We start from the raw sequence: 13,844 nt of genomic DNA, 5'->3' as shown, positions 1-13,844 counted from the left end.
CGCGGCCTCACGCGCGAACAGGAATCAGGCGCGCGAGAACGCGGTGTGGCCTCAGAGAGGGATGTTCTTGTGGCGTCCGCGGCGGGCGGGGGCTGCGGCGAGGGCCGCAGCGATCCGACTGCGGGTGGTGGCCGGGTCGATGACGTCGTCGACGACGCCGATCGACTGGGCACGGCCGACACCGCCGGCGATGGCCTCGTGCTCGGCGGCCAGACGCTCGTGGAGTGCTTCGCGCTCGTCGTCGGGTGCGGCGGCCAGCGCCTTCTTGTGCAGGATGCCGACGGCGGCCTTGGCTCCCATCACGGCGACCTCGGAGCCGGGCCAGGCGAATACAGCGGTCGCACCGAGTGCGCGGGAGTTCATCGCGATGTAGGCACCGCCGTAGATCTTCCGGGTCACCAGGGTGACCCGCGGGACGGTGCATTCGGCGAATGCGTGCAGCAGCTTCGCGCCGCGGCGCACCACACCGTTCCACTCCTGACCGACACCGGGCAGATAGCCGGGTACGTCGGTGATGACGACGAGCGGGATGCCGAACGCATCGCACAGGCGCACGAATCGAGAGGCTTTCTCGGCACTCTCGGAGTTGAGGCAGCCGCCCATCCGCAAGGGGTTGTTGGCGATCACACCGACGCTACGGCCGGCCAGGCGGCCGAAGCCGACCACGATATTGGGCGCCCACTTGGCCTGCAGCTCTTCGAAACTGGAGATCTCGGTGGTCCCGTCGGCGGCGAGTTGCGGGTCGAGCAGGTGAGTGACGACGGGGTGGACGTCGTAGGCGCGCCGGTTCGATTCGGGCAGCAGTGCCCGGAGATCTGTGTCGCCGGCCTCGGCGGCTGTCAGGTCGAAGGTGCCCTGTCGGCCGAAGGTGGACACGAGGCGTCGTGCGCGCCAATAGGCGTCGTGCTCGGAGTCGGCGGTGATATGGCTGACTCCCGACTTCTTGCCGTGGGTCAGCGGTCCGCCGAGCGTCTCCATGTCCACCGACTCGCCGGTGACACTCTTGACCACGTCGGGGCCGGTGACGAACACGCGGCCGGCGGGGGCCATGATGACCACATCGGTGAGGGCCGGACCATATGCGGCGCCACCGGCCGCGAAACCGACGACCACCGAAATCTGTGGCACGTAGCCGGATGCGCGCACCATGGCCTCGAAGACGCCACCCACCGCATGCAGGGCTTCGACACCCTCGGCCAGCCGAGCGCCCCCGGAATGCCAGATGCCGACCACCGGTGCCTGTTCGGCGATGGCGGTGTCGATCGCGTTGACGATGTGGGCACACCCCACCACACCCATGGCACCGCCCATCACGGTGCCATCGGTGCAATAGGAGACGGTGCGAATGCCGTCGACCGTCCCGATGGCGGCCTGCACACCTGACTTGTCGCGGGTGTGCAACAGCGACATCGAGCCTTCGTCGAAGAAGGTGGTCAACCGCAACAGCGGATCGCGGGGATCGGCTGCGTCCTCATGGCCGGAGATGGGGGCCACTGTGGTCAAAGCAGTCTCCTGTGGTGTCGGGGAGCGTCGGTCAGTAGCGACCGAAGGCGAGCGCGACGTTGTGCCCACCGAACCCGAATGAGTTGTTCAACGCGTAGTCGATCTGCCCGTAGCGGGCCTCGCCGGCCACGACGTCGATGTCGCATTCGGGATCCTGGTTCTCCAGGTTGAGCGTCGGCGGGATCACGCCTTCCTCGACACTCTTGATGGTGATCACGGACTCCAGCGCCCCGACTGCGCCGATCGAGTGTCCGAGAGCCGACTTCGGTGCGTACACCGCCGCCTGCTGACCGATGGCGGCCTTGATGCCGGCCGCCTCGGCCGTATCGCCGATGGGTGTCGACGTGGCGTGCGCGTTGATGTGGGTGATGTCGCTCTTCTGCAGGCCCGCGGTCTGGATCGCCCGGGTCATGGCGCGGGCGTTGCCCTGGCCACTCGGGTCCGGAGCCACCAGATGGAAGCCGTCAGAGGTGATCCCGGCACCCAACACGCGGGCGTGGATGTGCGCGCCACGAGCCTTCGCGTGCTCCTCGCGCTCGAGGATGAGCATCGCGGCGCCCTCACCGAAGACGAAACCGTCGCGATCCTTGTCGAACGGACGCGAAGCGCCCGCCGGATCGTCGTTGCGCGTGCTCATCGCCCGCATCATCGAGAACGCGGCGATCGGGATCGCGTCGATGTGGCCTTCCACGCCACCGGTGACCACCATATCGGCATCACCCATCACGATGTGGCGCCACGCGTGCGCGATCGCCTCGGCGCCCGAGGAGCAGGCAGAGACCGGGGTGATGACGCCGGCACGTGCGCCGACGTTGAGTCCGGTCACGGCGGCGGGGCCGTTGGGCATGGCCATCGAGACGGCCAGCGGGGAGACCTTGCGGTAGTTGCCCGAGGACTCGATCGCCTTCACGGCGTCGACCATGGCGTCGCCGCCACCCTGCCCGGTGCCCAGCACCACGGCCAGGCGGTCGGGGTCGACCTCCGGCTCGCCGGCCTGGGCCCACAACCGCTTGCTCATGACGTGTGCGATGCGCTCGACGTAGGCCATCCGGCGCGCCTCGACGCGGGTGACCTCGTCGGCCGGGTCGGCCAGCAGGCGTCCGCCGATGCGGCACGGCAGTTCACCGTACTTGGTGACGAAATCGTCGGTCAGTTCGCGGATGCCGGTCTTACCGTCGAGCAGGCCCTGCCAGGTGGAGTCGAGATCGACGCCCAGCGAGGTGGTGGCCACCATGGAGGTGACCACCACACTCGGGAAGTTCCCGCCCAGCGTGGAGTATTCGCGGAGGGACGGAGAACTCATCAGTTCTGGTCTGCCTCGACCTGGGCCTGGATGGCAGCAGCAGCCTCGGGGTTCTCGGCCTCGAGCTTCTGGATGTAGGCCACGGCGTCACCGACGGTGCGCAGGCCCGCGAGGTCCTCGTCCGGGATCTTGACGCCGTACTTGTCCTCGGTCTGCACCGCGATCTCGACCATCGACAGCGAGTCGATGTCCAGGTCGTCGACGAAGGACTTCTCCATGGTCACCTCGGACGGCTCGATGCCGGTGACTTCCTCGATGATCTCGGCGATGCCGGCAATGAGTTGTTCCTGAGTGGCGGCCACTGTGTGGCTCCCTTCTGTGTCGATCTATGGGGGTCGATCTATGGGGGTCGATCTGTAGGGGGTCGACCTACAGGGGTCGATTGTGAGTGTCGATCCAGTGGAAACTGATCGGTGCTCCAAACAGCTCCGGAGCACACGCGGGCACCCGCCCGCGCGTGCTTGGACAACCGGTGTGGTCCGGCTTTCCGGGGGTCACGGCGCAGCGCCGTGACCGCTATCCAAGTTCGGTGATGGTGTCGAGACCGTCGGGGCTCTTGAGCGCCTGCGTCGGCGTCCCCTTCAGCTCTCGCTTGGCGATGCCCGCCAACGTGCCCGCCGGCGGAAGCTCGACGATGGCCGTGGTGGACTGCTCGCGCATGAAGCCCGAGCACAGATCCCAGCGCACCGGCTTGGTCACCTGGGCGACCAGCTTGGCCAGCGCGTCCGCGCCGTCGGTGACCGGGCGGCCGTCCGCATTGGACAACAGGGTCCGTTCCGGATCGGCAGGCGTGATGTTGGCGGCGGCCTCGGCGACGGCGTCCTGGGCCGGCGCCATGAACCGCGTGTGGAATGCGCCGGCGACCGCGAGCTTGCGGGTACGCGCCTTGGCGGGCGGGTTGGCGATCAGTTCGTCGATGGCCTCGACCTTGCCGGCCGCGACGATCTGTCCGGCGGCGTTACGGTTGGCAGGAATCAGGTCGAGCTCGTCGAGTCGGGCGAGCACCTCGGTCTCGTCGCCGCCGAGTACCGCCGCCATCGTGGTGGGCTCCGCCGCGCAGGCCTTCGCCATCGCCGCGCCACGTACCGCCGCCAGGGTGACGGCCTCGTCGGCGCTGATCACACCGGTGATCGCGGCAGCGGCGAGTTCGCCCACCGAGTGGCCGGCGACGATGGCGTCGACGGGTAGTTCGGTGCGTTTGCGGTACTCGTCGAAGGCGAGCAGCGCGGCCGCGACGACGAGTGGCTGGGTGACCGCGGTATCGGTGATCTCCTCCGCGGTCGCGGTGGTGCCGAGCCGTTCGAGGTCGAGTCTCGTCAGCTTCGACCACGTCGCGAGTTGGTCGCGCGCACCCGCGAGTTCCAACCATGTGGTCAGCATCCCTGGTGTCTGAGAGCCCTGGCCGGGCGCAAGCATCGTGAGCACGTGACCAGAGAACACTGTCGGAGCCCGTTTTGCGGGTGTTGTAGCCCATGAACCTTGTGGCACGGATTTGTGGGGTTTCCACAAAGTTCATCGAAGGGGTACCTGGTTCGTCACCACTCCGAGATGCGTTATGAAACCGTGTCCTGATGAGCTTGACGTGCACAAACGTGGAAAACGGCCTGTTGCTGATGTGACCTATGTGGCGTGAGAGGGTGATTCGTTTTGGAAGTGTGTCAATCGACCCACAGTGCCCGCGATCCTCAGTACATACGCATCGCGCGGGTTTGTCGGATCGCGACCTGTGATTTCCGCAATCTTCTTCAGTCTGTAACGAACGGTATTTGGATGGATATACAGAAGACGGGCACAACTCTCGACCGACCCACCGGAGTCGAGGTATGCCTCCAAAGTCGCATTCAGCGTGCTGCCCCCTTTCGCCAGCGGACGCACCAGTTGATCGGTCAGAGCGGTCGTGGCGGTGGCATCACCGTTGAGCGCGCGTTCGGGTAGGAGCTCGAGGCTGTGCACCGGGCGAGGGGCGTTGGGCCAACCCACCACGGCGGTGATCCCGGACATCGCCTCGTCCGCGCTGGTGTGCGCGCTGCCCAGGTTGGGCATCGTGGGACCGATCACCACCGGACCGTCGGCGAAGTGGGTGAGCAGCGCGGTGACGAATCGTTCGGTCGGTCGGATGCTGCCGCTGACGATGGCGACGAGGAATTTGCCCTGCACCACCGACAGTGCCGAGCGGTCGAACTGTTTGGCGGTGTTGTGGATGGCCAACGGTACCGACACGTTCTGTTCGGGCGGGGGGATGCCGACGATGACCGTCGCCGGTGCATCGGAATCCCAGTTGAGGGCCGCGGCCCGCGAGAGCAGTTGTGGGCCGGTGTCGCCGCGAACCACGGCGTCGACGACCAGCGCCTCGAGTCGGGAGTCCCACGCGCCGCGCGATTCGGCTGCCGAGGCGTAGATGGAGGCGGCGGCGAAGCCGATCTCGCGGCCGTAGCGCAACACCGATTCGGTCAGGGCCCGTAGCTGCGCGTCGTTGCGAGCCAGCAGGGGCAGCCACTTCTCGAAGAACTCCATGGCCACCCGGACCATCTCGACGGTCTGCAGCAGGGTGATCCGGCGTGCCAGATCCTGTGGGACCACCTGGAAGGCCTGCACCGTGAACTTCACGTTGCCCTCGGGGTCCTGAATCCACTCGACGAAGTTGACCACCGCGGTCTGCACCACCAACTGCACACTGGCGCGCTGGGCGGCGTCGAGGTCGCCGAAGTAGGGCAATTGCTCCTGCATGGAGTGCACGGCCTCGGTGGCCAACCGGCCGCTGTACTGCTTGACCCGCCGCAGCAGGGTGTCGGGGAGGGCGTCGTGCACCGTCGCCGGTGCCGGCACGTGCGCTCCCCGCTCACCGAACACGTCGGCGGGCGGTGGCTCGGGGTTCAGCGGAGCATCGGTCACCTGTTCAATCTATGCCCCCGGGCCACGCGCCGATCCGCAGATCGGTGCGTGGCCCGGGGGCCACCACGCGCTGATCAGGCGACCCCGGGATCGCTGGTCTGCTCGGGCGCGGCCGCCACATCGGTGATCTGGTAGCGATCGGCGGCTTCCTGGGCGACCGTGTAGGGGATGTTGTTGTCGCGCGCCAGGCCGACGAGCACCCCGACCACGATCGATTCTGCGTCGACGTTGAAGAAGCGGCGCGCGGCGGGACGCGTGTCGGAAAAGCCGAACCCGTCGGTGCCGAGGGTCAGGTAGGTCCCTGGGACGTAGGCGCGGATCTGCTCCTGTACCCCGCGCATGAAGTCGCTGACGGCGACCGTGGGGCCGACCGTCTGACCGAGAACCTCGGTCACATACGGCAGAGGCTGGGCGGTGTTCGGCTCGCGGACACCGAGCCGGTCGGTCTTGATGCCGTCGCGGGCCAATTCACTCCACGAGGTCACCGAGTACACGTTGGCGCCCACGTCCCACTCGTCGGCGAGGATCTCGGCCGCACGCAAGGCATCCGGCATGGTGACCCCCGACACGAGGATGTTGGCGTAGAACTGCTTGCCGTCCGGTGCCGGCTGGAACCGGTGGATACCCTTCAGCACTCCCGCGACATCGAGGTTCTCCGGCTGCGCCGGCTGCGAGATGGGTTCGTTGTAGACCGTCAGGTAGTAGTAGATGTTCTCCGGGTTCTCGCCGTACATCCGCTCGAGGCCGTCGGCGATGATGTGCCCGAGCTCGAACGCGAAGGCCGGGTCGTAGGAGACAACCGCCGGGTTGGTCGCGGCCAGCAGCGGAGAGTGCCCATCGGCGTGCTGCAGGCCCTCACCGGTGAGGGTGGTTCGGCCCGCGGTCGCGCCGATGACGAAGCCGCGGGTCATCTGATCGCCCGCCGCCCAGAAGCTGTCGCCGGTGCGCTGGAAGCCGAACATCGAATAGAAGATGTAGAGCGGGATCATCGGCTCGTCGTGGGTGGAGTACGACGTGCCGACCGCGGTGAAGGAGGCCGCCGAGCCCGCCTCGTTGATGCCCTCGTGCAGGATCTGGCCGTCGGTGGCCTCCTTGTAGGCGAGCATCAGCTCCGCATCCACTGAGGTGTACAGCTGTCCGTTGCGGTTGTAGATCTTCAGCGTCGGGAACCACGAGTCCATGCCGAAGGTACGTGCCTCGTCCGGGATGATCGGCACGATGCGGTCGCCGATCTCCTTGTCGCGCAGCAGGTCCTTGAAGATGCGGACCAGTGCCATGGTGGTGGCCACCTGTTGCTTGCCCGAGCCCTTGCCGGCGGTTTTGAGTGCCCGGCTCACGTCGGGTTTCAGGGCCTTTGACCTTGTCCGGCGGGCCGGCAGCGAGCCGCCGAGCTGCTTGCGACGGTCCAGCATGTACTGGATCTCCGGGGCGTCCATGCCGGGGTGGTAGTACGGCGGCAGATACGGATCCTTCTCCAGCTGCTCGTCACTGATCGGCATGCGGGTGGAGTCGCGGAAGGCTTTCAGGTCGTCGAGGGTCAGCTTCTTCATCTGGTGGGTCGCGTTGCGGCCCTCGAAGTGCTTGCCCAGGGTGTAGCCCTTGATGGTGTGGGCGAGGATCACCGTCGGCTGACCCTTGTGCGCCATCGCCGAGGCGTAGGCGGCGTGGATCTTGCGGTAGTCGTGTCCGCCGCGCTTGAGGTTCCAGATGTCGGCGTCGGAGAGATTCTTGACGAGTTCCTTGGTGCGCGGGTCACGGTTGAAGAAGTGCTCGCGGACGAAGGCCCCGTCGTTGGCCTTGTAGGTCTGGAAGTCGCCGTCCGGGGTGGTGTTCATCAGGTTGACCAGCGCGCCGTCGCGGTCGGCGTGGAACAGCGAATCCCACTCCCGACCCCACACCACCTTGATGACGTTCCACCCGGCACCGCGGAAGAACGACTCGAGCTCCTGGATGATCTTGCCGTTGCCGCGCACCGGGCCGTCGAGTCGCTGCAGGTTGCAGTTGATGACGAAGGTCAGGTTGTCGAGGCCCTCGGTTGCGGCGAAGCTGGCGAAACCGCGCGATTCCGGCTCGTCCATCTCGCCGTCGCCGAGGTATGCCCAGACGTGTTGCTCGGAGGTGTCCTTGATGCCGCGGTCATGGAGGTAGTGATTGAAGCGCGCCTGGTAGATGGCGTTCATCGGGCCGATGCCCATCGACACCGTCGGGAACTGCCAGAACTCCGGCATCAACCGCGGGTGCGGGTAGGAGGGCAGCCCGCCACCCTCACCGGCGTGGCTGTGTTCCTGCCGGAAACCGTCCATCCGGTGTTCGTCGATGCGGCCCTCGAGATAGGCGCGCGCGTAGATACCGGGGGAGGCGTGGCCCTGGATGAAGATCTGGTCGCCGCCGCCGGGATGCTCGAGACCGCGGAAGAAATGATTGAACCCGACCTCGTAGAGCGCCGCCGACGACGCGTAGGTCGAGATGTGGCCGCCGACGCCCACGCCCGGGCGCTGGGCCCGGTGAACCATGATCGCCGCGTTCCACCGCAGCATGGCGCGGAAGCGTCGCTCGACGTCCTCGTCGCCGGGAAACCAGGGTTCGCTCTCGGTCGGGATGGTGTTGACGTAGTCAGTGGAGGTCAGTGACGGGATGGACACCCGCTTCTCGCCGGCACGTTCGAGCAGTCGAAGCATCAGATACCGGGCTCGGCCGGGCCCGGCGTTGTCGAGCATGTCGTCGAACGACTCGAGCCATTCGGCGGTTTCGTCGGGGTCGATGTCGGGCAGGTACGAGGCGACCCCTTCCCGGATCACCCGGACACGGTTGCGACCATCGCCGTTGGCGTTGTCCGCGCCGGTCGCCTTGGTCGTCGTGTGCTCTGCCTGTTCGGTCACTGTGATGCCTACTCCCTCGGTCGGCCGAACACGGTGGTGTCCGGCGTGCGATGACACGGGGCCGCTCCCATGATGTCGGGACGACGGCGTCCCCCTCTTATCGTGCCGCATGTCACTAGGGTTGGCATTGGGTGGGCGAGGTTGTCACCGCATGGCTGCCACCCGTCGCGACCTGCGGTAGCGTTTCGGTGTTTGTTACTCATGAGTCAGGAGGGCGATGCGGGGCTCGTCATCGACCGCGGTCGGCGTTGTCGTCGTCGCGGGCCTGGTTGCCGCGGGCTGCGCGGAACCGATCGACGGCTCGGGGACGGCGGCTCCGGGGCAGGTCGCGGCCTACCAGGCGGAGTTGTCGGCGTCGGTGGCGTCGTCGATCCGGCAGGACGCGGTGGACCTGTGCCGGGAGGCCATGTCGTCGATGGTGGTGATGGTGAACGGCTACAACGCATTCGTCCAGCGGCTCAGTGAAGTGCACAGCTATGACCGGGTCGGTGATCTCGACGACCGGGCCCGCGCCGGACTGATCGCCGGTTCGGACGTGATCCGGGCTCATCTGTCGTCGGTGACCCCGACGGAGGTGGCCGAACCGACCGAGCAGTTCCTCGATTCCACCGAACGGCTCGGCGACGCGATCGCCGCACGACGGTTGACCGGACTCAACCCGATAGCGACGGAGTGGACGCGGGACAAGAAGGCCGTGCTGGATCGGTGTGCGCAGTTCCTGCCGTTGCCGCCGACCTCGGACGCGTCCCCCGCGCCGGTCCCGGGATCGGCCGGGTCCGGTGGCCCGCAGACGACCACGCCGACCGCCCCGGCCGGGCCCTCGGCCCCCGCGACGCCATGACAACCGATGATGACGGTGTCCACATGCCCCTGTTCGGGTTGCACCCCGAGCATTTAGGCTGTTCCCTAAGCTGACAGTCGAATACCCATTGGCAGGGAGGTCGCACGCGGTGGTAGCCGCCACAGAGTCCAGTAGCGCTGGGGACAATAGCGCCCACAAGCTCGGATTCACGTCTGGCATGGTGGTGCAGGAGCTCGGTTGGGATGAGGACACCGACGACGAGTTGCGCGCCGACATCGAAGATGTCATCGGTGAAGAGATGCTCGACGAGGACGCCCAGGAGGTCATCGACGTCGTCGTCCTCTGGTGGCGGGACGGCGACGGGGATCTCGTCGACGCGTTGATGGATGCGATCGGACCCCTCGCCGACGACGGATATGTCTGGGTGTTCTCCCCGAAGACCGGCACCGATGGGCACGTCGATCCGAGTGAGATCGCCGAGTCGGCGCCGACCGCGGGATTGACCCAGACCAATGTGCTCAGTCTGGGGAGATGGTCGGGATCGCGGCTGGTGCAGCCCAAGTCCCGCAAGCGCGCATGAGCGGCGAGGTCGCCGAACAGTCGTCGTCGCTGCTGGCCGTCGGTGACACGGCGCCCGACTTCGAATTGCGTGATCAGAACAATCAACGGGTCTCGCTGTCGGCGCTGCGCGCCGACGGGCAGGTGCTGCTGGTGTTCTTCCCCCTGGCGTTCACCGGCACGTGTCAGGGCGAACTCGGCTACATCCGCGATCACGAGCCCAGCTTCGTGCGTGACGGGTTGCGGACCGTGGCGATCTCGGTGGGGCCGCCGCCGACCCACAAGGTGTGGGCGTCGGCGCAGGGATTCCTGTTCCCCCTCCTCGCGGACTTCTGGCCGCATGGTGAGGTGGCCCGGACGTACGGGGCCTTCAACGAGGTGTCCGGGTATGCGAATCGGGCCACGTTCCTGGTGGACAGGGACGGCGTCATCCGGTTCAGCAACATGCTGGAGCCGGGACAGGCGCGGGATGCGTCGCTGTGGGACGAGGCGCTGCTCGCCGCCGGCGAGAACGGTGCCGCGCGGTCACCCCGGTGACCAGCCGGCCGGTTTGGGCTCTGGCGCGATACCCATTACATTCATGAGTTGGTGTCCGCCGGTGGGTCTTCTCGCCGGATCGTCACTCGCGCGTATAGCTCAGCGGTAGAGCTCTGGTCTTACACACCAGCGGTCAGGGGTTCGAATCCCTTTGCGCGCACCGTTGATCGCCGCTCATTCACACGCGACGCCGTCGCCGTCGAGTCCGGTGCGGTAACCCGGCTGACCCACAAATAGCGGCGCGGCGCCCGCTGCGCGTGCAGCGGCGCAACTCGGGTAGTAGCCGGACGGGTCGGCCGTCGTCACCGGCGGCGTCGAGGCGGTTGTGGTGGCAGGCGTCGAGGCCGTGGTCCCGGCGCACTCCGTGAGAACCCGCGTCATCGCATCCTTCTCCGCTTGCGTCACCCAGAGGTGATACAACGCCTTCACGGCGATCTGGCGGGACACATAGGTGCATCGGTAGGTCTTGTTCGGGGGGAGCCAGGTGGCGGCATCGCCGTCGCCCTTGCGCTGGTTCGCCGCGCCTGCCACGGCCTGGAGGTTGCGGGGGTCGTTGGCGAAGTCGCGCCGCTGTTCGGCACTGAGTTGCTGGGCACCCTTCTGCCATGCGTCCGACAGCGCGACGACGTGGTCGATCTGGACCTGCGCCGAGGTCTGCTCGCCGCGCACGAACGAGATCCGCTGTCCGGTGTACAGGTCGTCGAGCATGCCCGATGCGACGACGCAGTCGCGCGTGCCGGTTTTCAGCGCGATGTCGGTGAGGTCGCGGCGCAGGATGTCGTTGCGGGTGTCGCAGCCGTTGTGACCGTCGGCCACGGTCACGTCGTCCGACCATGCCTGCCCGAACTGCTCGCGCTCATACCCGGTCCTGGGGGCCCGGCCTTTGACGGCCAGGGTCTCCAGAGTGGCGATGGCGCGCCGGGCCGAGGCCGACGGACCGGTGGTCGCTTCCGTCGAATCCGGGGCGGTGGAGGTCGACAGGGCGGGGGGACGCGTCGACGGACCGGACACGGTCGTAGGGGTGGCCGCGACCCGGTCGCTCCCGTCTGACGGATCGGACATCGCACCGACCGCGACGAGTCCGGCCACCGCAGCGATCAGCACACCGAGCAACAGCAGGCTTCGTCGTCTGATCGGCGCGGTCTTCGGCATCGGTCTCTCGTGCTATGGGTGGTTCATCCCCAGGATGACATGGCGCGCCGACAGGTCGCGGGAGGACCACGGTGCGTGCGCGTGGGTCCGCGCCTGGTCAGCGGGAAACGCGTTCGCGCACATGACGAGGTGCTTCACCGACTGTTCATCCGGCGCTGTCCGGCGGGTGCCGGTCGGGCGGTAGCCTCGAGGGCGCCGACGGATCGATTGTTGCCCTTCCCCGGGCGATCCCGAGGACGCACCACCTTCGTCGACATCCCCGATCCGGGGACTCCGGGGGTGGTGCAGACAGCTCACGCGCCCCGACCGCTCACCCGCGGCCGGGGCGTTGTGCGTTCATCGGCCTCGCTGTCGCCCTGTCACCACCGTCGCGGACAACTCCTCCGATGACGCCACCGAGGTGAGCAGACCATGCTCGGAGAGCGCCTCGGCTGTCAATGCCGCCTGCGCCGCACCCGTCTCGAGAAGGACATGGCCGCCGGGCCGCAGCCAAGCGCCGGCTGCGGCGCCGATCCGGCGGTGATATTCGACACCGTCGGCGCCGCCGTCGAGTGTGTGTCGTGGCTCGTGGTCGCGCGCTTCCGACGGCATCTTCGCGACGTCCGCGGTCGGCACATACGGGGCGTTGACGACGATGCTGTCGACGCTGCCGCGCAACGCATCCGGCAGTGGATCGAACAGGTCGCCACAGAAGGTCTGGCCACCGAGGGGGCCGATGTTGCGGGTCGCGCACCGCACGGCGACCGGGTCGATGTCGCAGGCATACAACCGGATGTCGGGGACGTCGCGGGACACGACGAGCCCGATCGCGCCGGTCCCACAGCACAGGTCCACCACCACCGATCCGGGCCGGGTGACCGCAACGGTTTGCCGGACCAGCCACTCGGTGCGCCGGCGCGGGACGAACACCCCGGTGTCGACCAGAACGGTCAGGCCGCAGAAGGTCATGCGGCCGAGGACCACCTCGAGTGGTTCTCCGGTCACGCGACGTGCCAGCCATCCGGCCAGTTCGCGCTCGTCCGTCGCGTGGGTCAGCATCAGTTGTGCTTCCTCTTCGGCGAACACACACCCGGCTGCGCGCAACCGGTCGGTGGTCCGCTCCAGCACCCCCGGTCGATCAGCGGTGATCATGACGCCTCGGCGGCGTCGGCCGCCCGCCGATACCGGATGGCGACGTCGTCGTGATAGCGGGCCACCGCGCGGCATTCGTCGACGAGTTCGCGCGGCTCGAGGATGGTGAAGTCTGCGTCGAAAGCGCGGAGCCAGCGCGCGATGTTCACCAGTGACGTGCTGACAAGCACCAATTCGCAGCTGTTCTCGTCGCTCGCCTCGATGGTGCCCCACTCGTCGTGCACCATGGCGGCAACGGTCTCCAGTGGCGCGTGGATCCGCACGCGGGCCGAGGCGCGGCGATAGACCGCGCCGAGGCTGCGGGCGAGATACCCCGAGGCGCCTCCCTCGGGCAGCTCGCGTGGGGTGAACCGCGGGCCCGTCGGGGTCTTCGGGTCCATCCGATCGACGCGGAACGATCGCCAGTCCTCGCGCCGCAGATCCCATCCGATCAGGTACCACCGCAATCCGCTGCGCACCAACCGGTACGGCTCGATCTCGCGACGACTCTCGGTGCCGTCGCTGCGCCGGTAGTCGAAGCGCAGGCGCTCGGCACGGTGGCACGCCGTGGCGATCTCGGTGAGGGTCTCGCCGGAGACGGGATATCGGGTCTCGCGTGGCACGGCCTCCATGGTGAGCGCATCGAGCCGGTGGCGCAGCCGCGACGGCATCACCTGGCGCAGTTTGGTGAGTGCGCCCGCCGACGCCTCGGCCATGTCGCTCACCGACCCGGTGGTGATCTCGTTGAGACCGAGCGCCACCGCGAGCACCTCCTGATCGTCGAGCAGCAGCGGTGGCATCTCGGCGCCGGCGCCGAGCCGGTAACCACCGCCGACACCGACGGTGGCATCGACCGGGTAGCCGAGTTCGCGGAGTTTGTCGATGTCGCGCCGTACGGTGCGGGTGGTGATGTTCAGGCGTTCGGCCAGTTCGGTACCCGACCACTCGCGGCGGGTCTGCAGCAGACTCAGCAGCGCCAGCAGTCGAGCGGATGTTTCCAGCATGCGACCATAGTGCCGCTTCCTGCGGACAGGTGTTGACCGCATTGGGCAACTGGTGTCCCAAGCTTTTCGGGGTGTCGGTTCCGTCTGTCGAATGACGATTCTCT

Annotated in this window: 12 protein-coding genes and 1 tRNA gene; 4 read left to right on the top strand and 9 right to left on the bottom strand. The window is 67.4% G+C overall.

Annotated features, from left to right (window positions below):
• Positions 1-51: 51 nt before the first annotated feature.
• The 6 genes from NWF22_RS00640 to aceE form a co-directional block, all read right to left on the bottom strand.
• Positions 52-1,503 (bottom strand): acyl-CoA carboxylase subunit beta, encoded by a 1,452-nt coding sequence (locus tag NWF22_RS00640; protein ID WP_160901077.1) that lies wholly within the window; start codon positions 1,501-1,503, stop codon positions 52-54.
• 31 nt (positions 1,504-1,534) lie between these two features.
• Entirely contained in the window at positions 1,535-2,806 is a 1,272-nt protein-coding gene (locus NWF22_RS00635; RefSeq protein WP_160901078.1) for a KasA/KasB family beta-ketoacyl-ACP synthase, read from the bottom strand.
• Complete coding sequence (gene acpM, locus NWF22_RS00630) at positions 2,806-3,108, bottom strand: meromycolate extension acyl carrier protein AcpM (protein WP_160901079.1); 303 nt, start codon at positions 3,106-3,108, stop codon at positions 2,806-2,808. The genes NWF22_RS00635 and acpM overlap by 1 nt, the downstream gene beginning before the upstream one ends.
• A 214-nt stretch (positions 3,109-3,322) precedes the next feature.
• Positions 3,323-4,231 (bottom strand): ACP S-malonyltransferase, encoded by a 909-nt coding sequence (locus NWF22_RS00625; RefSeq protein ID WP_160901080.1) that lies wholly within the window; start codon positions 4,229-4,231, stop codon positions 3,323-3,325.
• Positions 4,232-4,426: 195 nt separating this feature from the next.
• Entirely contained in the window at positions 4,427-5,698 is a 1,272-nt protein-coding gene (locus tag NWF22_RS00620; RefSeq protein ID WP_160901081.1) for a PucR family transcriptional regulator, read from the bottom strand.
• Positions 5,699-5,772: 74 nt separating this feature from the next.
• Positions 5,773-8,577, bottom strand: a complete 2,805-nt coding sequence (aceE, locus tag NWF22_RS00615; RefSeq protein WP_258321281.1) for a pyruvate dehydrogenase (acetyl-transferring), homodimeric type — start codon at positions 8,575-8,577, stop codon at positions 5,773-5,775.
• Between the two features lie 217 nt (positions 8,578-8,794).
• On the opposite strand from aceE, the gene NWF22_RS00610 reads away from it, so the two are divergent.
• The 4 genes from NWF22_RS00610 (at position 8,795) to NWF22_RS00595 (ending at position 10,634) form a co-directional block, all read left to right on the top strand.
• The gene (locus NWF22_RS00610; protein ID WP_202398199.1) at positions 8,795-9,418 is read left to right on the top strand and encodes an Rv2240c family protein; all 624 of its coding nucleotides are present in this window, start codon (positions 8,795-8,797) and stop codon (positions 9,416-9,418) included.
• Between the two features lie 109 nt (positions 9,419-9,527).
• Positions 9,528-9,959, top strand: a complete 432-nt coding sequence (locus NWF22_RS00605; RefSeq protein WP_160901083.1) for a DUF3052 domain-containing protein — start codon at positions 9,528-9,530, stop codon at positions 9,957-9,959.
• Positions 9,956-10,474 (top strand): peroxiredoxin, encoded by a 519-nt coding sequence (locus NWF22_RS00600; RefSeq protein WP_160901084.1) that lies wholly within the window; start codon positions 9,956-9,958, stop codon positions 10,472-10,474. Before NWF22_RS00605 ends, NWF22_RS00600 begins: the two co-directional genes overlap by 4 nt.
• Before the next feature lie 88 nt (positions 10,475-10,562).
• Positions 10,563-10,634, top strand: a tRNA-Val gene (locus NWF22_RS00595).
• A gap of 14 nt (positions 10,635-10,648) precedes the next feature.
• On the opposite strand, the gene NWF22_RS00590 is transcribed toward NWF22_RS00595, so the two are convergent.
• From NWF22_RS00590 to NWF22_RS00580, 3 genes are all read right to left on the bottom strand, one after another.
• Complete coding sequence (locus NWF22_RS00590) at positions 10,649-11,626, bottom strand: GmrSD restriction endonuclease domain-containing protein (protein ID WP_160901085.1); 978 nt, start codon at positions 11,624-11,626, stop codon at positions 10,649-10,651.
• A gap of 336 nt (positions 11,627-11,962) precedes the next feature.
• Positions 11,963-12,757, bottom strand: coding sequence for a putative protein N(5)-glutamine methyltransferase (locus tag NWF22_RS00585; RefSeq protein ID WP_160901086.1), 795 nt, complete (start codon positions 12,755-12,757; stop codon positions 11,963-11,965).
• Entirely contained in the window at positions 12,754-13,740 is a 987-nt protein-coding gene (locus NWF22_RS00580) for a helix-turn-helix transcriptional regulator (protein ID WP_160901087.1), read from the bottom strand. The genes NWF22_RS00585 and NWF22_RS00580 overlap by 4 nt, the downstream gene beginning before the upstream one ends.
• Positions 13,741-13,844: the final 104 nt, after the last annotated feature.

The sequence above is a fragment of the Gordonia mangrovi genome, assembly GCF_024734075.1.
In the GTDB taxonomy this organism is placed as follows: domain Bacteria; phylum Actinomycetota; class Actinomycetes; order Mycobacteriales; family Mycobacteriaceae; genus Gordonia; species Gordonia mangrovi.
Note: the sequence above shows the minus strand (reverse complement) of the source record. Positions and strands in the feature narration are given on the sequence as shown.